Genomic DNA, 23,435 nt, shown 5'->3' on the forward strand with positions numbered 1-23,435 from the left:
AATCTCCCGCTCATCGATTCCCTCCTACGCCGCTTCCTGAATTGCCGAGACTTCTTGCGCGGGTGGTGGGTCTGTGATCAGGCCCTTTGCCGCGAGGTATTCGTTTTGCCACACCGAGCGTTGCGCGACCGCGGACATGATCAGGTGCTCGCGGCGTGGCACGTCGGGGTCGCTGGGTTCGGTCAGGCGCACGATCCAGCCCTGGGCTTGTTCGGCCTTGGCTATGCCGGCAGTGGCGAGGACTTGCCGGACGAATTCGATGCGGTCGGCCTTGTGGTCGGGGAGGGTCTTGTTGCTCCAGCGTCGTGACGTCTGCACCCGGCGAGCCCGCAGGCCGAGGGTGTCTCGGCGGTGTGCTTTGCCTTTGCAGCGGCCCGGGACGGTCTTGTCTTTGGCGTTGCGTGGGGCGATGCCGTAGCGCAGCCACACCGCGCAGGTCTCCGAACACGGGGTGCGCTGCAACTCGTGGTGGAGTCGTTCGTAGTGGCGGCGGGTGCGTTCGTTCGGGGCCTCGAGGACTTCGCCGATGGATTTGGTGAGGTACTTGGTCAGGTAGCCGATCAGCTTGCCCGCTGTCTCCCCGCCGATCACGCCCTTGGCCTTGCCCGGGCGGACGGGGCCGCGCTCCCCGTCACCGTCCACGAGACTGCCGTCGTCGTCGCCGATGTCGCGGGTGTCGGTTTGCACGCCCCAGCGGAGCACGTGGGCGGGTTGCTGGTCGTCCATCTCCTTCATGAGCGCGAGTGCCTCATCGAAACTCGGGAGCCGTTGCCCGGTCTCGGGATCGACGAACCCGCCCGCCTGGTGGTCCCAGACCGGCATGTGGTCGTCTGTGTAGATTTCGTGGTCGAAGTGCGGCCACCACACTTGGTGGTAGGTCGCGGCGATCACCTGGTTGATCAGCTCGTGCGGGTCGGTGCCACGCACCGCGATATGCGCGTGAGGAGCACCACGGCGCTGAGGTTCCACGGTCGCGAAGTACTGGACGTTGCGGCCCGCGGCGCGCCGCCAGTTCTGGATGAGCCGGTCCAGCAGCATCGGGAAGAAGATCGCGTCCCGGGCGGCACGCCGGTAGTCGTAGGTGTCCGGGTCGACCGGTGAACCGTCCCCGCACACCTCGCCGTTCTTGTTGACCGCGCCGTCGGTGTGGCAGCGGCCGTAGGAGGGCAGGGTGACGGTGAGGAAGGTCGAGGGGCGGTGCTTGCCCGCGAACTGGCGGCCGATGGTGGTCTTGGCGATCTTCTTGCGCGGTAGGTTCGGCATGTCCTGGCGCCGTTTCGTGGACCGCGTCCGGCGCTGCCGGGGTTTGGCGTCGATCCCGGGAATGCGGCCCTGCAATCCCGAGTCCCGCAGCTCCCGATCCAGGTCCGCGATGACTTCCCGGAACCCTTCGGCTGCTTCGTCGTCGCCCGCCTCGCGTGCGGCCTTGTATTCGGCCAGCAGGTCAGCGCGAGCGGTCAGGAGGTCTTTCTGGTGGTCGGTCGGTGGGGTGCGGTCGGAGACCGGTTCTTCCTCCATGTGCCAGCCCTCCCGGCACTGCGCGATCCGCAAGGCGCGAGCCTTCGCCGCACAGGAAGGGCAATCCGATGCCCGAGTCGACTTGCACGCTGCCGCAACGTATTTCGACTCACCGGTGGCGGGGTTGAACGCGCGCATCGGGATCGGGCGCTTGCACACCCCGTACTTCTCCGCCGCGGCTTCAGCGATATCGACCAGGTTCGGCAGGGCGCGACGCTGCGCGGCAGTCTGCCGGGCCGGAGCGTTGTCGGCGCGGGGTTCGGTAGTCATCAGGCAGCCTCCCCGGTCCGTCCAGGACCGTCGATGGTGGGCAAGGTGATCGTTTCGGCGAGTGAATCCGATTGGCGCAGCACCAGTTCCATCACGCCGGGACCGGCGACAGTGGCGCGGCACTCCTGCGCGCCGAAGGTGTGCGCGATCCGCTCGACGCGGTTCTCGTAGTCCTCAGGGCACTGACCCTCCAGCATCCGCACCCGCAGCCGATCCACCGTTGCCCCGATCTGGACCCCGATCAAGCGCGGGACACGAACCGCCTCGTCGTCGCGGATGGTCAGGTGGCAGGCGTGCAGGCGGGCAGCCCAACGCCAGCGGTAACGCCGCCAGGCCCGGAACCGGGTGCGTGCCCGCGAGGTGACCCACCGCTCGAACATCTCCGGACGCCGACGACGCCCGAGCATGATCCCCGCAGCGAACACCCCGACCACCACGACACCCACACCCCAACCCAGCAGCAACCCGGCAGCCACCGCCACCGCGAGCGGCAGCGTGATCACCGGGAACAACACCGCCCACCACGCGACCACGAACACCACACGAACGACCTGCCACACCAGTTCCAGCAGCGCACCGGCGACCACATCGAACGGGTCACGAGAATGACTGTGGCGCTGCCGATTTCGTTTCGGGTTCATCGGTCCTTCTCCTCATCGGCGAACAAGCTCAGCTGCCCATCACAGTCCCAGCGGCCGACCTCGGGCAGTTTCCGGCGGCGGTCCTTCGACTTGGACGCCCGGACCTGCGCGGCGGCCTTGGCGACGATCGGATTGACCTGTGGCGCTTCATCTTTCCTGGTCATGCCGCAGTTACCTCCTGATCGGCGTAGAGGGGCGCGAGGAGCCAGGCGTACGCGGTGACCGCCTGGGGAGGGACGACGCCGTTGCCGAGGATCTTCAGCCGTTGCGCCCTGGTGAGGGTCAGGGCGGGATCGGTGACCCAGCCGGCGGGCCAGAACATCATCCACTCGACGAACGCCGGAGACAGGCACCGGTTCCCGCGGGAATTGCGTTCGGTCGGCGGAGGTGCCGGGCGGGACAGGTTTTCCTGGCGTTCGATCGCGGCGCGGTACCGGCCCCAGTCCGGGGTGCCGTCGATCAGGGCGTAGTCGATCAGTTGCCGGGAATGACCGGCCCGCCGATCCGGGTGCATCCCGCCGCCGGAACCGTCCGAGGCGTTCGGGGTCGGCAGCCACGCCGCGGTGGTGCGCAGGTCCGTGCCGCCGGTGCCGTGCTGGTTGGGTCCGCCCTTGCTGCCGTCAGTGGCCCGCGGAGTTGGCAGGACGCCGTTTAGGCCACATGGGCGCCGAGGACTTCCGGCAGGGTGCCGTTGCCATCCTCCACGTGTTTGCGGGCCGCTGGAGCGGTCAGCGAGCCGCGGGAATCCATCGCGCGCGGTGTCGGCAGGGTCGTAGACGACGACGAAGAGGCGTTCGCGGTGGTGGCAGGCACCCACGTCGGAAGCTCGCAGGCACGTCCATCGCGCATGCAGCCCGTCTTCGGCCAGGTCCCCGAGTACTCGATCGAACCCCAGAGACCGATGTCCGGCCACATTCTCCAGGAGCGTGACTCGAGGTCGTACTCGGCGAATTGCGTCCCGGACCGCCGGCCACACGTTGCGTCGGTCATCGCTTCCCTTCCTGCGTCCCGCCGCGCTGAACGGCTGGCACGGATACCCGGCGCACAACACGTCCACCGGTTCTGTTGTGTTCCAATCGATTCCGGTGATATCGCCGAGGTTCGGCACCTCCGGCCAGTGACGCGCGAGGACCATGCTCGCGGCCAGGTCCGGGTCGGCGTGCCACGCCATCGACGAGTCCGCGAACAACTCCAGCGCGGCCACATCCAGCATGCCCGACCCCGAGCACAAGGAACCGATCCGGGTCATGCCGCCCAGCCCCCGTCATCATCGGAGCCACTGAGATCCCAGCCGGGTACATGCCCGGTTTCGGCCCACAGGTGCGCGGCCACCGTCACCGCGTCCATGCCGGCGCGTTCGTAATGGCAGCGACGACGGGAACGGATGTCGACCACGGCGTCGATCGCGTCCTCAGTCCGCCGAAGCGCCTCGTCCTGGTACCGATAGGGACGGAAGTCGTTGCGAGACACGTTATTCCTCGATTTCTGAGTCGTTGATGCCGCACACCGAGCAGACGTGCGAACGGTCCTTACCGGCCAGCAGCCGACGCCGGGGCTCAGGGAAGCGGTGCCCGCGAGCGGCGCATTCGGCCAGCGCCACGCAGCCGTCGCACAGCACCTTGTCCCCGTCGTAGACCCAGCCGACCCCGGCGCCACGGCGCGTGATGTAGGCGATCGCTTCGTTGACCGAGGCGAAACACAGCTGGGCGTAGGCGGTTTCGCTGTAGCGGTCCCCGCAGCCGTCGCACAGGACGACCACGTGCGCTTGCGTGACGAACCCGCCGATCATGCCGCCTCCCCCAGGTCATCAGGATCGAACCCCGTGTAGTCCTCGGTCGGACCAGCGATCTCCGGTGCCGGGGAGTAGGTGTCCACGATGTCGTCGGCCTGATCGTCGCTGATCCAGAACGCGCGCACCCGCACGAACTCCGTCGTGCCGTCCTCACCCACATAGCCGACACCCGGTGTGTGCTCGGAGATCTCGTCGCAGCGGGCACCGCGAGCGCGGGAGCCTTGGCCGTGCACCATGGTGGTCTGGGTCGGTTCGTCCAGCCGCAGGCCGATGCGGACCGGGAACAACTGCCGGTTGGGCATGGTCTCCTTGGACGGGTCCTGCAACGCAGCGACCACCGAGATGCCCGCGGCACGGCCCTTGGACAGCAGTTGCCCCGTCAGTTGCCGGAACTTCTCCTGGTCGGCGCGTTCCGCGTACGACGACAGCGACGCGGCTTCGTCGATGATGATCAGGATCAGCGGCTCATCCACCGTTGGGACGAGCTTGCGGATTCCGTTGCGGCGCATCCGCACCAGCCGCTCATCCATGTCCGTGACGGTTTCCTTCAGCACGGCGAGGATGGTTTTCTCGGTGGTGGCGAACCGGGTGAACAACTTGTCCTCACCGCGCCCGAACTCCGCACCGCCCTTCGGATCGGCCATGCGGACATCCACCAGCTTCGCCCGGATCGCCGGACCCAGACCGGCCAGGATCGACCACAGCACCGAGCCCTTGCCCGATCCGGTGGCACCGGCCAGGAGGATGTGGGCGTAGAGGATGCGCAGCAGCCAGAGTTCGCCGTCTTCGCGGAACCCGACCGGGACCGCCTCCAAGTCCACGTCATTGGGGACAGCGGTCGACCGCGTTGTCGACGCCGCGAGAGTGTCATGCACCCGCACTTGAAGACGGACCCAGCCCGGAGCAGGTGACGAGGCAGTCACCCGCGGCACCCCCAGATACGCGGCCAACGCATCCAGAGTCTTGTCCTGCGTCCAATCCGAGAGAGACTGGCCGCCCAGCATCAGCAAATCGACGGTCAGGCCGTGGCGGTCGTAGTCCCACCACTGCACGGTCGGGAAACCCTTCTCCACCGAACCGAGACCGAGGTCGGCGAACATCCGCCACGTGTAACCAGTCACGGCGATATGCAGCACCGCCGTCCGCAACACTTCCGGAGCCTCCGCCACGATCTCGGCGATCGGCCGCGGCGTGCTGTCCGCGGGCAGTCGACGCCACACACACATCCGGGTGAACAACCCCGCCGCACCGGCCGCAGCCACGGCATAGGGCACCACGTCAACGACGGTCATCGCATGACCCCCTCGAACGAGCCGTCACCGAGTTCGCAGAACAGCTGACAGCCATCCGCAGCCACGGGCGGCGCAGGCGGTTCCGTGCAGAGCATCAAGCAATCCGGAACTCGTTGCGGCACAGTCGTTTCCACCGGAGCCGACACCGCGGCCGGACGCACCGGAGCCTTCTCGGTGTCGTGGTCCGGGCCGAACATCAGCCACCCGCCGACACCCAGACCGGCGACGGTCATCGCCCCAGCAGTGATCAGGACACTTTTCGTGTCATCGGACAATTTCATGACGATCAACCCCCAACGGGCAAAGCGATCGGCAACATCGGCTGTTCCGGTCGCGCAGAACGAACAGGACGAGCAGCACTCACCCGCGGCGCAGCAGCCTGGGGAGCAGGCACCGGACGAGCAACAGGCTCAGCCACCGGCGCAGAAGCAGGAGACTCAGGGGCCACGGCAGGCTCCGGAGCCGGGACAGCAGCCGCTACAGGCTCGGCAGCCGTAACGGGTGCCGGGGCCGAATGCTGTTGTGCCGCACGGAACAACACCGCGAGACCGTGGGTGTCAACCAGCAGCGAAATCGGGGCGATAGCAGCCACCACCGCGCACAACCACGCAGGAAGCGCCCGACCGGCCTGCACGGCGTGAATACTGTTGCCCGCCACCGACACCAGCGCACCCACCACCAGCACCCGAGTGAAGAACCTCCGCTCCGGAGACTTCGCCAGCACCAGCGCACCAGCCGTGGCCTGCACAATCGTGCCGTCGATGATCAACGGGAACAGCCACGCTGTCCCCTCCGGGATATGCGCCAGCTCCGCGAGATCACGCAAGGTGGTGAACGACAGGACGAACGCGGCAGCGCCGACGCCCACGATCACCAGGACCGCGAACACCCGCGCCGCCAGCATTCCCCGCTCAGGCGTGAACATCACGCAGCCTTCCCCGCCCCGTCGACCGCAGCCGAAACCGCCTGGTCCACAGCGCAATCCGCAGCCAGACGCACCGTAGCGTCATGCAGCATCAGGATTTGCGGCAGCGCCTCCGCGATCGTCCGGGCATCCTCCACCGTGACAGTCAGCGTCGCTTTCGACTCCGGAACACCAACGAGGCGAATCCGCACGAAGGCAGAAAACATCTCCCCGTCCACGTTCCGGCGAGCCGGTACATACTCCGCCTCCACACCATCGAAACCGGTGATCATCGTTGCGATGAACGACATGGCGATCACGCGGCCTTGTCGTCACGCGGACGCGACGCGCCGACGTTGTTCGGCGGCTGCTTCGCCCCCGAGTTGTCGCCCTTGATGCCCGTCGCGCGCACGGTCCAGGCGATCGACTTGTACTCGCCCTGACCAGCCATCTTCGGCTTCACGTGCAAGCCCTCCAGCTCGATCGGGCGCACGTTCTTCGAGATCTCCGGAGCCGACGGAACCGGCTGCTGATCCGCCACGAACACGACCTCGAAACTGGCCTGCTTCGCGTTGGCTGCCGACGGGTCGGTGACCGTGCCCTTCCACAGCCGCTTACCCGTGCCGTTGCCGTCGTTGTCCAGATCCACCCGCTGCCGCTTCGGCGCGTTGCGGTCCGTACTGAACTCCGTCACCGGCTGGATCTCACCCAGCAGAAACAGCCCCATCGGGAACGCATCGAACGCGGGAGTGAACCAACCATCCTTGAGCGACATCTAGTCATCTCCTCGAATTTGGGGAAGTCAGGCGATTTCCTGATAGCCGTACGGTAGCAGTTGCTTTCGTCGAGTAGCAACTACTTTCGTAACCCTGTAACCCAACCGTGACATTAGGAAGGAATCCCCTGGTAGAAGCGTCACGACTGACTGCTACTGTCGAAGACGCAACTGCTACCGATCAAGGAGATGGCCAGTGCCGGAGACAAGCCGTCAACGCCCATTACCAGCGCATTTGCGTATCGCGCAGGCAATTCGGAACGACATCGAATCTGGCCGTCTACGTGATGGGCAACGGCTTCCTTCCACGCGCGCGCTTGCTGATGAGTGGCAGGCCAGCCAACTCACGATTACCAAGGCGATGGAGCAACTTGCCGCAGACGGCTACGTCGCAAGCCGCGATCGCTCGGGCCGAATCGTCACCACCCCAACAGCCGTCAGCCTTTCACTGACTCACCCTGTTCGACCGGTGCGGCCCCGTGCTGTCTACGTGGGCGGTTATCCGGGGAGCGGCAAGAGCGAGTTCGCGAGAACCCTTGCGCGAGAGACAGGTTGGGCAATCCTCGACAAGGACACCATCGCGCGACCGATCATCGAGCCCGCGCTTGAGGATCTCGGATCAACGATCGATGACCGCGAGTCCGACATCTACCTCAGTCGCATTCGCCCACGCGAATACGAGGCGCTGGCGGCTGTTGTTCAAGACAATCTTGAAGTCGGTAACTCCGCGATTGCTTCCGCCCCGTACCTCCGTGAATTCATCGACCAATCCTGGCTCGAACGCATCATCGCGCGAGCCGAAACCGAAAGCGCAGACGCTACTTTCGTGTGGGTCCGATGCTCCCTGGAATCCATGCTGATGTACCTACGCCGCCGAGGAGCGGCCCGAGACGCATGGAAGCTGGCGAACTGGGAGACGTATAGCGCAAGTCTGAACCTCGACCTACGGCCCCTCGTTCCGCACGTCGTCATCGACAACGACCCCGATAGCCCACCCCTGCGAAAACAAGCGCAAGCACTTATCGAGAGCTTCCGACGCGAGACCACCGAACGATGACCGCTGGTGTGTTGCTCTACGGAGCCCCCGCCAGCGGCAAAGACACGGTTACGACCGCCCTGTCTCGGATTGATCAGCGCTTTCAGCTGTTCCAACGCCTCAAAGACGGCCCCGGACGAACCAACGGCTACCGAATGGTCAGTTCCGACGAGTTCGACAAGCTCCTTGACGCAGGAGCCCTCATCTGGTCCAACGCCCGCTACGGTGCGCGATACGCGATCGACAAGCCAGGGCTTCTACAGCTATTGGACGCTGGGTGCATTCCGGTCGTTCATGCAGGACAGCCCGGGGTTATTACTGCCGTCACGAATGCCACGCCCAACGTTCGGTGGGTCACAGTCGAGCTGCGCACGGATCGAGCGACAGCCCGAGCCCGAATCGAAGGCCGCGCGACCGGTGATCTCAACGCGCGCCTTCAAGCTTGGGACGAGACCGTCGCCCTTGCAACAGCGGAACTCACGATCGACACTGCCAGCACGCCGCCCGACGTAGCAGCTGCGGCGATTCGCGATCTGGCCTGCCAGTAAGCGACAGGTCGCGAGCAGCCCCGACGCTGAGCTAACGGGGTTTCCGATCCAATCAGACCTATCGTGTCCGCTGTCAGTCAACTATCATGTAGCCGTCACGAGAGTGATGCTGGCGGTGGGACGCCGGTCGCACCCGACGCCCCACCTGATGGGTCACCTAGCCCGCAACCAGCGGACCAGCACGAGCGCCCCGGCGATCACGGCAGCAGCCACCCAGCAGATGCCGTAATCGACCGGGGCCTTGCTCTTTGCCCGGCGATGTTTCGCCATACCCACCACCTCCTTCCTGGGCGCGGTGTGTGGACCAAGTCCACCGCCCCTCGAACGGAGGTGTCATCACCCTACGCCAGCACGCCGACCGGAACCGTTGAAACACAACCGATCCCGGACCTACCGGGCTACCCGCCTCATCCGGATCGACGTTCGTCGGCTACGCCCGTTCCCGGCTTCACGACGAAGCGCAGCAACCCGTGCCATGTCGTTGCCGAATTTCGCTATACAGACTCAAGGGCGGCGCTGGCGCGCCGCCAAAGCGGCGCCGCCACGCGGCGCCGCGCAGCCGCCCACCTCCGCAAGCTACGGCCAGCGGGCGCGTCGGGCGCGTCGGCGCCGCTTTCGCGACGGGGTAGAACGCCGACCATCCCTGTCTGACCACCTTCCCCAACGCCGAGGCAGTGCTGGGCACGTCGTCAGCCGTACCCGACCTACCTCCCGCCGTCGATCCCGAAACGGCCGGCATCCCAGCCCGGTCGACCGGCTGTGGTCACCGCACACCACGTCGTCCTCATCGCCGCGGATGTCGCCTCCGGGTGTCGGTGGCGGGGCTGGGGCAGAACCGGTTTCGTGCCCATCACCTCCGGTAGCAGCGGTCACCAGGGTTCCTTCCCTGGGGTGATCGATCTGCCGAAGGCATACCACCCTGCCGGGGTGCTCCAAAGGGCGCTTCGCGTCACTACGTGATGGGCATTCGCCCACCCTTTTCCGCACCCCGGCAGGGTGGTACGGGCGATGCCCAGATCGAACACCCCAGGGAAGGAACCCACCATGACCGCCACCACCTCGCTCATCGCGTGCACCACCCCCGGCTGCCCCAACCCCGCCACCGACACCCTCCCCATCTACATTCCCGGCGACGAGGACGACGTGGTGTGCCGCGAATGCCTCGACGCCTACTGGGACGCCCGCAAGGCCGCGGAGATCAACCAGTACTGACCTGGAGGGGGCTTCGGCCCCCTTTCCCTCCGGTCCGCCAGCAACGCCGCTGGTAGCGAGCCGCCAACGACTGTCGGCCCCAGGACCGGAGCTCCCGGACAGCCCGCTACCCGGTACGGCCCACTTCCTTCCCAGCCGCACCGGGTAGCGAGGCACCCGCAATCCAGGAAGCTTTACACGGAGTCGAGAACCCCGTTCGGGCACTTTAAATGCTCCGTTCGGACACTTTTGTGGTCCATTTGGACCACCAGTGCACTACACTGCAATCCAGTCCACTGGACTCTACATCTGTCCATCAGCCAATCAACTGGGTCGATGAGACAGGAAGGAGTCGGCCGACGGGCATGTCGAACCGACTCCATCCGCCGGGCTAGTGCGTCATCACGATCCAAAGAAGGATCATGATCAACCACTGACCCGGTATGTGCAGGTGGATGCGGGTCGTTATCTCAAAGTCTGCGGCCCGCAACCACTTCCAGCGCTTCATTCGCACTGGTCTCCTATCTCTCCCCGGAGCGACGACGGACGGTCCGCCGTTCAAATGCCCGAAGACGAGTTCCCGATCCGCGAGGCATCGCCACGAGATCGGTACGGGGACAAAGATTAGCCGATCATCTCTCCTCGGGATTAGCGATCGGAACCCCAATAACCCACGAGTGGCCGACTTTCCATCCTGGGCACCCCCGACACGGAACCATCCACGATGGAACCCCACCTTCCTCATGGCCCGATGGTCTCGCTCCGGACGAACGAGTCAAGGACCACCTACGGTGTCCGCTACGCGGTGGCTTCGCCATCCTTGACACGCCCGCCCTCCACCGAGAGATGGCCAGTATGAGGAAGATGGGGGAGAAGCAGTCAGGGGCAGATAAACGGCCTATCGGTGTGGGGGCATGACGACACCTCCGACGACAACGACGACGACAGTCGAGCATCGGAGGCACCTCGGCATCATGGAATTAGATGTGTCATACTCCCTAGTCAGGCAGTTTGCCCGCTCCTGGCAGTGTGGGGGTCAGGGGTTCGAGTCCCCTTAGCTCCACCCATCATATTGGCAGCTCAGGGCATGGAAATGTGCTCTGAGCTCTCACTGTGTCAGTAACCTCTATGACGACGACGCAGCGTTCGTCGTGCACCTGGAGCAGGACAAAGGCAACTCGCCCATGGCCATCCACAAGCACGGATCTCTCTCGGCCGGGTTGTGGGATGGCGGCTGAGTAACGATCGAACCCACCGATCCCGTTCAACCCCGTGCGCCAGTGCCCGGTTGCCGCGCGTGGACGCCCCCGAGATCGAGATCTTCGACAACGACGAATGGGAACTGTTCGAATAGCTCCTGCCGCCCCGCTGGCGCGCCCAGGTGGAATTCGGCCTGGTGTCCATGGCTGATACACACGGTCGTCGACCGGCGATCCGCCCCTACTCGTCGGGGTTACGACGGTCCGATCCGGCCTCGCGGAAGACGAGGGCAAGGGTTTCCTCGTCGAGCGGCCGTTCCGGCTCCGGCTTCTCGTACGGGTTTTCTCTTGCGACCGGAAGCATTTCATCGTATCCCGGGTCGCCGGGGAAAAACTCCTCGAAGCCGTGGTAGAAGACGCCGTCCTCGGTCCGGCCACGCAAGTGGACCAGGATCGTCTCGCCGTCCTCGGCGAGCATGGGCGGGCTGGTGTCATCCGAATACGCTGTCAAAATACTCCTCCAGCCGTTGCGCTAGTTGGCGGTCGCCGAGAGTGAACTTGCGCAGTTGCTTCGGCCCGTACCGCCACGCGGCCCACGCCTCACCGAACGCCTCGCTCGGCTTGTCGTAGTAGTTCTTCCAGTTCCTGTGCTTGCCGATGGCCTGAAGCATCGCCGAGTGTAGTTCGCGCCAGCGAGGCGAGTCGCTGAGCCATTTCCCGCCGGTGCCGTACGCCGCGTCGACGGCGTGCCCGAACTCGTGCAGGACCACGTCGAGGCTCCCACTCTTACCACCGGAGTTGATCACGATGCGTCTGGGGCCGCCCATGTAGACGCCTTGCACCGTGTTCCAACTGGTTCCGGGTTTGCGGCCGTACGGTGTCGTGCCGACCAGACTATCGGTGCCGGGCAGCTCCAGCAGCGGGCGATTCCCGATGACGATTCCGCCGCCGGGGATCTCGTTCATGTGCTCACTGACCCGCCTGAAAATGTGGCTGGGCACGAGTCCGAAGTGATCGAGCAACTCGTTCGTCTCCGGCGACCGGTCCATGATGTTCACGAACGCGCCACCGTCGGGCGGTGGATAGGCGACGACGAATTCGTAAGCGTTGCCGAGACGTACGACGTCACCCGAGTGCAGCCTGAACTGTTCTCCGGCGTTGATCCGCGCACCGTTGACGTAGGTGCCGTGAGTCGATCCTTCGTCACGGATCCAGACCCGGCCGGAGGGTTGGACACCGAGGCTGGCGTGCCGCCGGGATATCTCGTTGAAGCGGGGCAGGCCGTCGGGCAGCGCTCCGCCCGAACGCCCGAGCAGCAGTGGCTCGCCACCACGCACGACATCACGGGTCAGATCGCCGTGCGTGCTGTTCAGCCGTACCGGCAAGGTGCGGACCGCGCCGGCCTGATACCCGTCGTCGAACCGCGCCGCGCCCACCCAATCGCCGAGCCGAATCTGGTCGCCGGGGCGCAGGCGCACCGGTACACCCGGCTCGGCCTTGATGTTGTCGACCCAGGTCCCCCGCGCCGAATTCTCGTCGCGCAGCCACACATTGCCGTACTCGTCGCGATAGACGACGGCGTGCCGGTTCGACACTCTCTTGTTGCCGGCCAGGTGCTCGGACATCGGCGAGTCCGCTCCCCGGCCGATCACCACCTCCTCGCCGCGCCGCAGGGCGAGGGGCGGCAGATTCTCGTCGTCGGCCAGTCGCAGCGGCAGCGGCGGTTCTTCGCCCAGTCGGAAACGCGCGGATACCTGGCTGAAAGCCACCTCGTCACCGGCGTTCAGGTAGCGCTTCTCGCCGGCCGGGAGGAGTTCCCCGTTGACCTTCGTTCCGTGCCAGCTGTCGCCGTCCGGATCGCGCACCCACACTCGGCCGTCCACGTCACGCCCGACGACGACCTGCCTCCCGGTCGTACCCAGCATCGTGTGCCCGTTCAGCAGGCTGACGTCGACCGATACTTCCTCACCGGGCCCGAGCTGAATCGGGCGTTGTTGCCTGTGGGGCGCGAAAAACAGTTCGGCGGGCGGCAATTGGGGACGCTCGGTCGGCATCCCGAGGTGCGCTGTGCCCTGGTACTCGGGACCGAGTCCGACCCTGTCGCCTTCGCCCAGGGTCACCTTCTGATTCGGCGCGATCCGGTCGCCGTTGACCCACACGCCTTCCGACCCCGGACGATCGCGGATCCAGAGCCGGCCGTCGTGGTCCAGGCCGAGCGTCGCATGCCGCTCACCGACGCCGCGCACACCCCGAAGCTGGTGTGCGAAGGGAGAATTCTCGCCGGTTCCGACGTCGACCGTCTCGCCCGGAGCGATTCGCACCTGCGTCACGTCCGCCCCGCTGCCGAGCCGCACCCGCACCGGGCCCACATCGCCCGACACGTCCGTGGGCACGAATTCCGCCCTCGATTCGTATCCTCCCAGGAACAGTTCATCGCCCGGCTCGAGCACCCGGCGCTCACCCTGGCCGAGACGTTCGCCGTTCACCTTGGTGCCGTTGGTGGAACCGGCGTCTCGGATCCACACCCGGCCGTTCTCGTCCATGGAGATATAGGCGTGGCGGTGCGAAATGTAGTCGCGCCGATGCGTTTCGGGATGCACCATGCCACGGCCGATCTCGAGTTCCCGGCCGTTGCGGTAGAGCTTCAGCGCGGGTCCGTCGTTGCCGAACAGCCGCACTTCCGCCATCTGGCGCTGGAAGGCGACACCGAGTTCCAGATCGCGGCTGAGCATGACGTTCTGGCCGTCGTAGATGCGTGCCCAGCGGCCGCCCGTGATCTGTTTGCCGTCGACGAAGGTGCCGTTCGACGAATGGTCGTCGCGCAGCATGACGTGCCCCTGCTCGTCCACCATGATCGTCGCGTGGCGGCGCGAAACATGCTCGCCCGCAATGTTTTCGAGCAGTGCGTCGGTGCCGCGCCCGAGCACGTACTCTTCTCCCGGAATCAATCGCTGCGGAATCCGCGCGCCGTCCGGACCGGTGAATGTCACGTCGACGTAGCCGCCGTCGGGGTGCACGTACAGCTGCGTGAAACCGCCGGGTGGCGGAGCCGCCGCGAGTTCGTAGTGGTTCTGGTCCGCCGATCGCTCGGTGGGCGCGAGCCGCGGCTGCGGTTGCGTGGGGGGACCGTCGTAGGTCGGTTCTTCGGGTCGGGCACCTTCCTCGCGTACCTCGTCCGAACCAGGCTTGCGCACAGGCGATTCGGGCTCGTCGGCCGGGGGCCGCGGCGGCGAATCGTCGGCGACCGGGGTTCTGCGCGGCGGCTGCTGCTCAGCCGGGGCGCGCTCGTCGACCATCTGCCGCGATACCGGTTTCTCTTGTGGCGCAGACGTTCTCGTTCCGTCCGCCGGTGGCGGCAGGTCGCGTCGGCCGCGCGGCGCGAGGTCGACCTCGCCGCCGCGGCGCGGTCCGAGGTTGCCGGTGCGCCCGCGATCGCCGTTCCCGGCCGGGCCGTCCTGTCGCGGTGTTTCGGACACAGCCCGCCCGTCACCGACAACTCCGTGCGGCGCGCCGGGCTGCGGCGGCTGACTCGGCGGCACCACACCATGGAAGCCGGTGCCGCCCTCGGCCGCGTGCTCCTCCAACGCGGTCATCCGCTGCATCATGCCGTCGTGCCAGTCCGGGTGACCCGCCGCGCGGAAGAGCGGGCCGAGCTGTTCGAGGCCCTGCCGGATCTGTTGTAGTTCGGGCCTCGTGAGACCGTGGTCGCGCCACACGATTTCCTCGGCGGGGCCGTAACGCAGGAAGTTCTCTGCGAACGGGCCGACGACGTAGACCTCGTCGGCGAAATTCTCGAACGCGCGACTGTGATCGATTCCCCACACGTTGCCGTCCGGATCGACCATCCAGTTGTCGCCGTTGCGGTCGGGCAGCCGGATCAGCACGTCCATGGCGCCCTGCCGCATTCCGGCGGGACCGTTGACGACTTCGGGCGGGAACGAACTCCGCGGGTAGGTGTCCGCCGCTACCGCTCCGGGCACCACCTCCATGTAGACGTGGTCGCCGACGACGTGCACCGCGGGCACCCGCGCGCCCACCGCATCGCCGACGAGCGAACTCAGGAACTCCGCGTGCGCGTGCTGCGGATCGGACACCACCTTGTGGATCACCTCGGTGCCGTCGTGGAAGACGAGCCGCTCCACAACCTTCGCGGACTTGCCCTCGACACTGAATCGCTCGATCGTCTCCACGCGTGGCGGCGGCCCGGACCGCAGCAGGTCGTTGATGTGCAGCGCGAAATCACGGTGGCGCAGACCCAGCCGCGTCGAGTCGCTCGGCGCGCGGAACGCGTCGCGACCCGCGGCGTGCACGCGCAGCGCGTTTCCGGCCGCGCCGACGAACCCGCTGCCGAAACCGGTGATCGCGGACTCACGCACCATTTTGAACAGGTCGCCGAAACTGTGGATCTGGTCCATGTGGAGGAACACCGACGGCACCGCGCCGGCCAGACCACCGCCCAGTCCGCCGGCGCCGCCGATCAACATCGTGCCGCCCAGGTGCGCGGCGAGCCGGCCGGGTCGGCTGACCGCGTTGCCGCCGAACCAGCGCAGCACGCTCGGCGCGACGCGGCGGCCGATCTCTGCGCCGGCCACACCGCCGACGACACCGCCGAGGAGCATTTCGAGGAAGGCGCCGCTGTCGAACTTGTCGCGTACGCCCGAGTGCAGGTCCCACAGCTGCGCGCCACCGCTGGTCGCCGCACTGGTCAGCAGACCGATCTTTCCCGCGTGCACCGCGCCGTGCAGCGCCGCCCGCTGCGCCGCGCCCGCCGCCGCGCGTGCGCCCACTCCGGCGGCGAGCCGCGCGGTCGCGGCGGCCATCGCCTGCTCGGCCTCGAGCCGATCGATCAGCGCTTTCGCGCCACCGCCCTGGAAGAACAGCATCGCGTCGTAGGCCAGCTGGGCGGCCAGCGCGATGCCTATCGCGATCAGCAGATGTTGTGTCTGCACAGTCGTATCGGCGACGTCGTGGCACTGCTTGCCCAGGCTCTCGCAGACCGCCGCCTGGTCACGCATGGCCTTGGCGATCGTGCGGTGACGCTCGGTCAGCCCCGCCGCCGTCGCGCCCTGCACGGCCTGCTCGGTGCGCGCGGCCTCGGACTCGTACCGGCCCGCCGAGTGCGTCAGGTTGCCGGCCGCCACCAGGTACGCGTCGCCATTGCAGCGCATGCCGTCGACGTCGGTCTCCGGCCAATGGCCGATGACGACGTCGCGCACGCACGCCGGTAGCTCGGCCAGCGAATCAATCGCACTCATCGCAGCTGCCTCCCGGCACCCTCACAGTCGCTGCGAACCTATTCAGACACACCCCGTTACGTCTGACTATTCCCATGCATGGAGAGTTGACGGGATAGAAAGGCACCTGCCACAACGCGCAGGCTGTAGCGCAGTATGGGAGAAGATGTGGGCGAGACGTTTTCGGCCGATACGGACGGGCTCCGGGAACGCGCGCCGCAATTCGACGTGATCGGGGCGGAGGTGGCGGAGACCGTGCGTACGTTGCGCGCGGCGCTGTCCAGCGCGGGCGAGCCCTGGGGCAAGGACGACGCCGGCCGCGCCTTCGCGGAAACCTATGTGCCCGAGCACAAACGGGCGATGTCCGACCTGGAAAGTCTCGTCGAGGTCCTGCAGCAGGCGGGACCCGATCTGCGCAACCTGGCGGAGAGCTTCGACAGCCAGGATCGTGCCGTCGCACAGCGCGTGAACAATGCCGCGGTCCCGATCCGCCACGACTACACATCGGTCCCGTCGTACGGTACGACGCCCGTCCGCGGGAACAGTCCCACGGCGAACACTCCCGCCACACAGCCCGCCGCGCAATCGGCTCCGCAGGCCACCGCCGCTCCGACGCAGCGCACCGGGGCCGGCCCGGCGACCACCTCGTCACCTGGTTCACCGCATTCTCCCAACGGCACTCCCGATACGCCGCAGGACGCATCGGCACCAGGACAGCAAACGGACGGCGGTGAGAGCACCAAGCCCCGGACGGACAACCCGGGGACCGAGCGGCCGGATACACCCGGGGCGGGCGGGCACTCCGCGCTACCGGCGGCTGGGGCATCCGCTCGGCCGGCGCAGGCGGATCGGCCGTCGTCCCCGTGGACCAAGCCGACCGTCGCCGCGAAGCCCGCCGCCACCACCGGGCAGCGCGCCGCGGCGGCGCAGGGCGGCGGGACGCCCAGCACACCGTGGACGCGGCCGACCGGCCGGCCGAGGGTATCCGCTCCGGATGCCAGTTCACCCGGTTCGCCGCCACGCGGGCCGGGACGCGCTCCCGGGCGGCCGGAACGCAAGGCGGAGAGAGTGAATCGGACGGCGGATACGTCAGCCGAGTCGGCCGCCGCGCGCCTCGCCCGGGAACTCGCCGAGCGCCACGGCGTGCGGGCATTCGGTTTCGAACTGCCGGGTGTGCCGATCGAAGTGCTGACCGAGATCGTCGCCGCAGTGGACGACGTGCTGCCGCTCTATCCGCGAACTGCTTTGCGCGCCATCGGGATCGAGGAACTGCCGGACGGCGAGCCGGCTCGGCTGGAACGCGCGATGCCCGGCGAGGTCTCGCCCGAGGAGCCCGTCGGTACGCGCATCGTGCTGGCGGCGCGCACCGCCACCGATCCGGAGTATGCGCGGCACGCCGCCGCATCCGGCGGCACGGACCGGCTCGCCGCCGAATGTGCCCGGCGCCCGGTGTATTCGACGATCGTGCGCAAGTTCGGCAGCGCACTCGACCGAGCCGGCGGCGGCCGCGCCCGCCCCGCCGCACACCGAGCCCTGCTCGAGGCATACCTCCCGCAGGTGCACCCGGAGCACCGAGGATCGCTGCGGCACATGACATCCGGCTTCCGAGCCTGGCGCTCGCATTTGAGCGGGAAGAGCTTCGACCACGCCCGCTTCCACCCCGAACACGCTCTCGCCGAAGCATTCACCGACGTCGTCCTCAACGCCGGACGAGCCACCCCACCCGCCCAAGTCCTCCATCGCCTACTGGTCACCATGGCGAACTCCCAGCGACCCACCTGATCGTACGTAGCCGATGTGGCCCGGGAGAGGGATCAGCATTCCAGCACCGTCCTGACCACTGCGGGGAAATATCGGCGAGACAGCGCAGTTCCGATGCTGTAATCACGATGCCGCCGCGGGAGACGAGTAGGGACCATGCCACCACCCGAACGCCGCCGCCTCGTGCTGAATGCCTCGATCAGGCTCATTCTGGACGCGGTGGGAATAGGTGATGCGACTCCATTCCCCGGCTCGAAAAAGAATTGCGCGACCTCGGAATAATCGACGAGCCAGATACGCCCGAGGGCAGAGGTGAGGCGGCTACATCGTATTTGGCCGAGCGTGGTGAGGGTGACAGAAATCCAGCAGTACCTGGAAAGTGAGCAAAGGCATTGGTGAATTTCATGACCCGGGTCAGTATCGAGGATACTCAGACCCGACTCGAGGCGTCGATCCGTCGGCAGGTCGGTGGCCTGGACACCTATCTGCGTTCCGTGGACCTGCGATGGCTGAAGTCATCGGTGTCCTTCTACGATGTTCTCCGCCGAGTCGGTAACACCGGGGTTACTCGATCTAACGGCTCGAGTCGTGGTTATCCAGCCGAAGTCGGCCACCAGATCCATGATCATGTGTTGAGCAGATGACGCGATGCCGCCTGCTCGGTTACCAGGGGCGCCTGGCTGCTCGTAGTTCGGCCAGGGACATGCCGCGGCGGCGTCGGACCAGGTTTCGCAAAGTACCGGCGTTGAGGTAGCCGACTTTCGTGGCGACAGCGTCCACGGTCAGTTCGGTAGTCCACAGCAGACGCGTGGCGCGTTCGAGCCTGATGTCATCGACGAAATCCTTGGGGGACTTTCCGATTTCGGCTTGGGTGGCACGCTGCAAGCTCCGCTCGGTGACGCCGAGGCGGTGCGCGGCCTGCGAGATACCGAACTGTTGATCGAGATGGTCGCGAACCCACCGTTCGAAAGCGGCGGTCAGTGAGTTGCCGCGGGCGACGACCTCGGGTATCGAAAAGTTCGCCTGAGTACTTCGGTCGCCCACCGCCATGTACTTGCCGACGAGTTCGGCCAGCGCGGGACTCCGCTCCCGGACCAGCGCAAGGGCCAGATCGAGGTGCGACAACGAAGCACCGGCCGTGGTCACGTGATCGCTGCGGCACAGTGTCAGGCTCTCGTCCAATCCGACGCGCGGATACCGCTTGCGAAAGCTGGGACCCAGCCACCAACTGGTGGTTGCGCGTGCACCGTCCAGCACGCCGGCCTCGGCGAGAAAGAAAGTCCCGGTGCATGCCGCGGCGAGGTGACCGCCGGATGCTCGGGCCTGTCGAATTCGCTCCAGGAGAGGATGATTCGCCGGAGCGGAGACAAGGTCGATCAGAGCTTCGGCGCCGAGCACATTCACCGCCGGCACGACCACGAGGCCGGGGTCGCCGATGAGCTGGTCGAGTCGGGTGGTGGGCACCGTATGCCCGTAGCCCGAACGAACACTGTCCTCGAGCCCGGCGACTCGTACGTGCCACGGCTCAGGTGGCTCCCGCAGTTCGTCGCGCAATGCGTTGGCCATTCCGAGGGCCTCGAGAAAGGCGGCGAAACCGAAATCGGCCACTCCGTCCATCACGAAGACGGTCACATCCATCAGGGAATAATACAGAACGGAGTTGTTCGAGCCAGCGATTCCGCAGCAATCGGTCATTCGCATGTCGATATCCAATCGGTGGAATAACCGGGTCGAGCACCATATCAGCACAGTTGATCCCGGTGATACCGGCGATTTCGCCGATGCGAACTACCCGCTCGAGGATCAGGGTTGCAACCTAGGAATACGTGAGAGTATCGAAGCGGGCTGCCGAGGTCCTGTCAGCGAGTGGCGGGGTGTCGGTAAGCCAAACCACGCTCGCGCGTAGTAGCCACCGCAATCACCGGATCGGTGAAATCGCCGGTATCGCGTCACCGATTCCTGTCAACGGGCGCAATCAGCTGCCACACCGCCGTCTGCCTGCAGCTGTCGGTCTGCCGTTCCGACACGCGTTTACCGGGCTGGCGGCAACTGGCGATTTTCGTCTTTCACAGGGGCACTCGGTTCGGCCATCATCACGGCGATAGGACTGGGTCTGCCGAGTGCTGGGGGTCGGATTGTTCGGAGTGCGGTGCGTGCCGTTCGCTGCTCGAGGCTCCGGTCGTCGGAGATGGCGAACCGTGTCCCCGTGCCGTGAGCTTTCGGGCCGGGGGAGGGGGTGGTGAGATCGGTGGGATCGGCAGAGGTCGACGCGGCGGAGCTGATCGAGGAGATCGCGCAGGCCTTGCGTGCGGCCGCACCGGCGGGCTGGCGGCGTCTGGATGCCTCGTTCGCGGTGACGGTCGTCTGTGAGGCCGCGTCGCTGGTGGTGAACGACGGTACGCGGGCGGCTCGGTATCAGGTTCCGGACGCGGTGTGGGGTGCGGTCCGTCGGCATCGCGAGGTGTCGGCTCGCAGCGGAGACGGTCCCTGGTGGCGCCTGCTCGTACAGGTGGATGCGGCCGGTGTCGAAGCGGTGTGTGACCGTGGTGAGGAGCCGTTCCCGGGGGAGCAGTTGTTCACGCCGGAGGCGTACCTCGCCGATGTCGAGGCTCACCCCCGCAGCCGGCTTCCGGTGTGGTTGGCGGCATATATCAGACGTGAGGACGCATTGTCGCGGCCCCCGCGGCGCGCCGCGGACGACGCGCGGGCGGATCGGGTTGCCGGTGTGCGGGCGGTGCCGGTAGCGGACGAACTGCCGGGGTTGACGGAATTGTGGGCGCGGTGGGCGGTGCTGTCGGCGGCGTTCGTGGCGGCGGGGTCGAAGCGGGGCCCGCGGGTGTGCCCCTCGGTGGGAGTGTTCGAAGGTGCGGGGCGTAGCGGTTCGACGCTGGCGCTCTTGCCCGGCGGCCGGGCGGTGCTGTCCGGTGGTGTGTGGAACGCGCCCGTGCTGGACGCGATCTACAACGACGGTGCCGTGGCGCCCCGGTTCTTCGCGGGCGCACCGTCGTGGGTGGCCGATCCGGTCCTCAATGCGCGGGTGGCGACGGGGTCGTTGTCGTTTTGCTACTGGTGGGAAGCCGGCCGGTGGTATCGAGGCGAGTCTGCTCCGATGTCGGAGTGCGCACCGGCGATGCCCGCGGTGTGGACGGCCGAGACTGTGGTGGGCGTCGTCACCGATGTGATGAATGCCGCGCGGGGTGCGGCGCCGGGAGCGATCGAGTTACTGGTTTCCGCCGCGCAGACCGGGGTGGTGACCCGCGAGACGATACGGACCGTCTTCGGTGACAGCGACGAACTCGACCTCGATGCCGCGTTCTTCCAGTTCGTCGTCGCGGGTTTGGCTGCGGTCGACACCGGTTTCCTGCCCGAGGCGGACGCGGTCGCCTTGGTGCGGGATCACATTCGTCGCGAGGGCTTCGATACGGCGGGGTTCTCGCTGTCGACGTTGACGGCCGACCGGCTCAGCGTCGGGTGGATGGTGCATTCGCCGGTGCGCGATGACGAGTTCGCGCTGGATCGTGCGGTTTTCTATGTCGCCGATGACGGTGTGGTGGAGCAGTCGACCGAGTCGGTGTCGACCTCGGAGTACTCGCTTGCTTTCGAGCAGCGGTTCTGGCTTCGCCGTGACGACCGATTCTGATCGGGAAGTGGTGCGATGGTGGACAGGGAATTCCGTTTCGATCCGGACGTTTTCCTGCGGCACGGTGCGCGCTTGGCGGATCTCGGTGACCGTATCGGCCTGACCTACATCGGACTGCGGGACGACCTCACCCAGGTAGAGGGGTGTTGGGGGGACGACGACTTGGGCCGGGCCTTCGCGGAGAGTTTCGACCCGCACGCCGCGCAGCTGCTCACCAATCTGAGCGCGATGGAGGAAAGTCTGCGCCGGACAGCCGATGGGATCGTCGACGCCGCTCGCGCCGTCGAAGCCGAGGACCAGAACAGCGCTGTTCGGATCACCGGGGCGGCGAGCGCGCCTATCGGTCCGAATCCGGGTCACGCCGCCGGTACGCCGCAGTCGGCACGGGGCGTGTCTGCCTCGACGCCGGATCCGGTTGTGTCAGCCGATCCGGCGTCCGTGCTCGGGCAATCGCAGTCGGCGGCGGTCGATCCCGGATCGTCTGCCAAGACGCCGCTTGCCGGTCCCACCGGCCGATCTGCACGAGCCGAGCAACCACGTCCGGAGACGGCAGCGGGTATCCCCGAAGAGAACGGAGGCCCTGGAGACAACGCTTGGGACGGACAGTCCGCGTCACCTGGACTCCCTCCCACGGGGTCCGGACCACCCGCGCCGGCGAGCCGACCGGGTGGTGGCTCCGAACGCCCCTCGCCCCCGATCTCGACGGTGTCGTCTACAGCCGCCGAGAGACCGCGCGCGGTCCGTGGGCAGGATGCTCTCCCCTCCGGGGATCCCCGTCGTGCGGTCAGCGCGGGACGACCGGGTACGCCGTGGACCAGGGCGCCACTCATCGCTTCCGGCGGGTCTGCGGCCGATGCGTCCGGTCCTGCGTCCGGCGCGCCGCCGCAATCGCCGAGGCCCGGCGAGCCGCGACCCCGGGAACGCGATCGAGAGCGTTCCGCCGCGCCGCCGGCCGGCCGGCCTGGTATGTCGGCGGTACTGGGGTGGCTGGCCCGGACGTTGGCCGAGCGGCACGGTGTGCAGGTCGTCGGCTTCGACCTTCCCGGTCTGGATGAGACGGCGGTGCGCCAGTTCGCGGCGGCCGTTGATCGCGTGCTCACCGATTATCCGGCGATCGTGCTCGACGTGGTCGGCGTAGCGGACCTCGGCGATGACGCCCCGGTTGTGCGGTGGGCCGGTGAATTGCCTGCCGCCGCAATATCGACCGTGCGGTCGATCATGCTGGATCAGCGGGTGGCCCGGGAACCGGGCCGGGTTGCCGACCTGTACGCCGCCGATCCGCTGGTGACCGGTGATCCGGTGATCTACGTGGCAACGGTGCGCGAACTCGGCCTGGCGTTCGATGCGGCGGGCGGCGGTGTCGTACGGAAGAATGCCCAGCGTCTCTTGATCGCCGCGTATCTGCGTGTGGTCACAGGACAGCACACGACGCTCGGCGAGGTGGTGCGTGGGTACCGGTGTTGGCGTGCCGAGTTGATCGGAAGTGCCGGTTACACAGCGGGTTTCGAGCCGGGCCGTGCTGTGAGCACCGCGTTTGCCGAGGTCGTGCTGCGTGGTCCCGAGGCATGTGCGCCGGCGAGAATACTGCATACGGCATTGGTCGGTGCGGTATCCGAGCGGGAGTAGTCGACGCT

20 protein-coding genes are annotated in these 23,435 nt (G+C 66.8%); 6 read left to right on the top strand and 14 right to left on the bottom strand.

The annotated features are described in order from the left end of the window. Positions 1-24: 24 nt before the first annotated feature. Genes NWFMUON74_RS08685 through NWFMUON74_RS08735 form a run of 11 tightly spaced genes read right to left on the bottom strand, consistent with a single transcriptional unit; the run spans position 25 to position 7,192 of the window. Positions 25-1,788 carry a replication initiator gene (locus NWFMUON74_RS08685; protein ID WP_197986989.1) on the bottom strand — a complete coding sequence of 588 codons (1,764 nt, stop codon included), beginning with the start codon at positions 1,786-1,788 and terminating at the stop codon, positions 25-27. Continuing rightward, positions 1,788-2,429 (bottom strand): hypothetical protein, encoded by a 642-nt coding sequence (locus NWFMUON74_RS08690; RefSeq protein ID WP_187687323.1) that lies wholly within the window; start codon positions 2,427-2,429, stop codon positions 1,788-1,790. Before NWFMUON74_RS08690 ends, NWFMUON74_RS08685 begins: the two co-directional genes overlap by 1 nt. Continuing rightward, a complete protein-coding gene (locus NWFMUON74_RS08695; protein ID WP_187687324.1) occupies positions 2,426-2,593 on the bottom strand; it encodes a hypothetical protein in 168 nt (55 codons plus the stop codon). The genes NWFMUON74_RS08690 and NWFMUON74_RS08695 overlap by 4 nt, the downstream gene beginning before the upstream one ends. Then, the gene (locus NWFMUON74_RS08700; protein WP_187687325.1) at positions 2,590-3,678 is read right to left on the bottom strand and encodes a DNA cytosine methyltransferase; all 1,089 of its coding nucleotides are present in this window, start codon (positions 3,676-3,678) and stop codon (positions 2,590-2,592) included. The genes NWFMUON74_RS08695 and NWFMUON74_RS08700 overlap by 4 nt, the downstream gene beginning before the upstream one ends. Continuing rightward, positions 3,675-3,899, bottom strand: coding sequence for a hypothetical protein (locus NWFMUON74_RS08705; protein ID WP_187687326.1), 225 nt, complete (start codon positions 3,897-3,899; stop codon positions 3,675-3,677). Before NWFMUON74_RS08705 ends, NWFMUON74_RS08700 begins: the two co-directional genes overlap by 4 nt. 1 nt (position 3,900) lies before the next feature. Next, positions 3,901-4,218, bottom strand: coding sequence for a hypothetical protein (locus NWFMUON74_RS08710; protein WP_187687327.1), 318 nt, complete (start codon positions 4,216-4,218; stop codon positions 3,901-3,903). Further along, positions 4,215-5,513, bottom strand: coding sequence for an FtsK/SpoIIIE domain-containing protein (locus tag NWFMUON74_RS08715; protein WP_187687328.1), 1,299 nt, complete (start codon positions 5,511-5,513; stop codon positions 4,215-4,217). The genes NWFMUON74_RS08710 and NWFMUON74_RS08715 overlap by 4 nt, the downstream gene beginning before the upstream one ends. After that, positions 5,510-5,794 (bottom strand): hypothetical protein, encoded by a 285-nt coding sequence (locus tag NWFMUON74_RS08720; RefSeq protein ID WP_187687329.1) that lies wholly within the window; start codon positions 5,792-5,794, stop codon positions 5,510-5,512. Before NWFMUON74_RS08720 ends, NWFMUON74_RS08715 begins: the two co-directional genes overlap by 4 nt. Positions 5,795-5,799: 5 nt before the next feature. Beyond that, positions 5,800-6,438, bottom strand: a complete 639-nt coding sequence (locus NWFMUON74_RS08725; RefSeq protein ID WP_232110916.1) for a DUF2637 domain-containing protein — start codon at positions 6,436-6,438, stop codon at positions 5,800-5,802. Further along, positions 6,438-6,737 carry a hypothetical protein gene (locus tag NWFMUON74_RS08730; RefSeq protein WP_187687330.1) on the bottom strand — a complete coding sequence of 100 codons (300 nt, stop codon included), beginning with the start codon at positions 6,735-6,737 and terminating at the stop codon, positions 6,438-6,440. Before NWFMUON74_RS08730 ends, NWFMUON74_RS08725 begins: the two co-directional genes overlap by 1 nt. Next, a complete protein-coding gene (locus NWFMUON74_RS08735; protein WP_187687331.1) occupies positions 6,734-7,192 on the bottom strand; it encodes a hypothetical protein in 459 nt (152 codons plus the stop codon). Before NWFMUON74_RS08735 ends, NWFMUON74_RS08730 begins: the two co-directional genes overlap by 4 nt. Positions 7,193-7,388: 196 nt before the next feature. Here NWFMUON74_RS08735 and NWFMUON74_RS08740 point away from each other — a divergent pair, with 196 nt between their 5' ends. The 3 genes from NWFMUON74_RS08740 (at position 7,389) to NWFMUON74_RS08750 (ending at position 9,988) form a co-directional block, all read left to right on the top strand. After that, on the top strand, positions 7,389-8,249 hold the full coding sequence (locus NWFMUON74_RS08740) for a P-loop nucleotide/nucleoside kinase family protein (protein WP_187687332.1): 861 nt from the start codon (positions 7,389-7,391) through the stop codon (positions 8,247-8,249). After that, positions 8,246-8,776, top strand: a complete 531-nt coding sequence (locus NWFMUON74_RS08745; protein WP_187687333.1) for a P-loop NTPase family protein — start codon at positions 8,246-8,248, stop codon at positions 8,774-8,776. The genes NWFMUON74_RS08740 and NWFMUON74_RS08745 overlap by 4 nt, the downstream gene beginning before the upstream one ends. 1,044 nt (positions 8,777-9,820) lie before the next feature. After that, a complete protein-coding gene (locus NWFMUON74_RS08750; protein WP_187687334.1) occupies positions 9,821-9,988 on the top strand; it encodes a hypothetical protein in 168 nt (55 codons plus the stop codon). Positions 9,989-11,407: 1,419 nt separating this feature from the next. Here NWFMUON74_RS08750 and NWFMUON74_RS08755 read toward each other — a convergent pair. Continuing rightward, positions 11,408-11,644, bottom strand: a complete 237-nt coding sequence (locus NWFMUON74_RS08755) for a hypothetical protein (RefSeq protein WP_187687335.1) — start codon at positions 11,642-11,644, stop codon at positions 11,408-11,410. Between the two features lie 13 nt (positions 11,645-11,657). Then, a complete protein-coding gene (locus NWFMUON74_RS08760; protein WP_187687336.1) occupies positions 11,658-16,421 on the bottom strand; it encodes an FHA domain-containing protein in 4,764 nt (1,587 codons plus the stop codon). Between the two features lie 147 nt (positions 16,422-16,568). Between NWFMUON74_RS08760 and NWFMUON74_RS08765 the strand changes: the two genes are divergently transcribed. Continuing rightward, positions 16,569-18,182, top strand: a complete 1,614-nt coding sequence (locus tag NWFMUON74_RS08765; RefSeq protein WP_187687337.1) for a hypothetical protein — start codon at positions 16,569-16,571, stop codon at positions 18,180-18,182. 642 nt (positions 18,183-18,824) lie between these two features. Here NWFMUON74_RS08765 and NWFMUON74_RS08770 read toward each other — a convergent pair. Further along, positions 18,825-19,874 carry a GlxA family transcriptional regulator gene (locus NWFMUON74_RS08770; RefSeq protein WP_232110917.1) on the bottom strand — a complete coding sequence of 350 codons (1,050 nt, stop codon included), beginning with the start codon at positions 19,872-19,874 and terminating at the stop codon, positions 18,825-18,827. A 535-nt stretch (positions 19,875-20,409) separates the two neighbouring features. Here NWFMUON74_RS08770 and NWFMUON74_RS36530 point away from each other — a divergent pair. Together NWFMUON74_RS36530 and NWFMUON74_RS08780 are read left to right on the top strand one after the other, a co-directional pair. Further along, positions 20,410-21,801: a hypothetical protein gene (locus tag NWFMUON74_RS36530; protein WP_269475326.1), complete on the top strand. Its 1,392-nt coding sequence runs from the start codon at positions 20,410-20,412 to the stop codon at positions 21,799-21,801. Positions 21,802-22,767: 966 nt separating this feature from the next. Further along, positions 22,768-23,427 carry a hypothetical protein gene (locus NWFMUON74_RS08780; protein ID WP_187687338.1) on the top strand — a complete coding sequence of 220 codons (660 nt, stop codon included), beginning with the start codon at positions 22,768-22,770 and terminating at the stop codon, positions 23,425-23,427. The last annotated feature ends 8 nt before the right edge of the window (positions 23,428-23,435 follow it).

This window comes from Nocardia wallacei (assembly GCF_014466955.1).
GTDB lineage: Bacteria > Actinomycetota > Actinomycetes > Mycobacteriales > Mycobacteriaceae > Nocardia > Nocardia wallacei.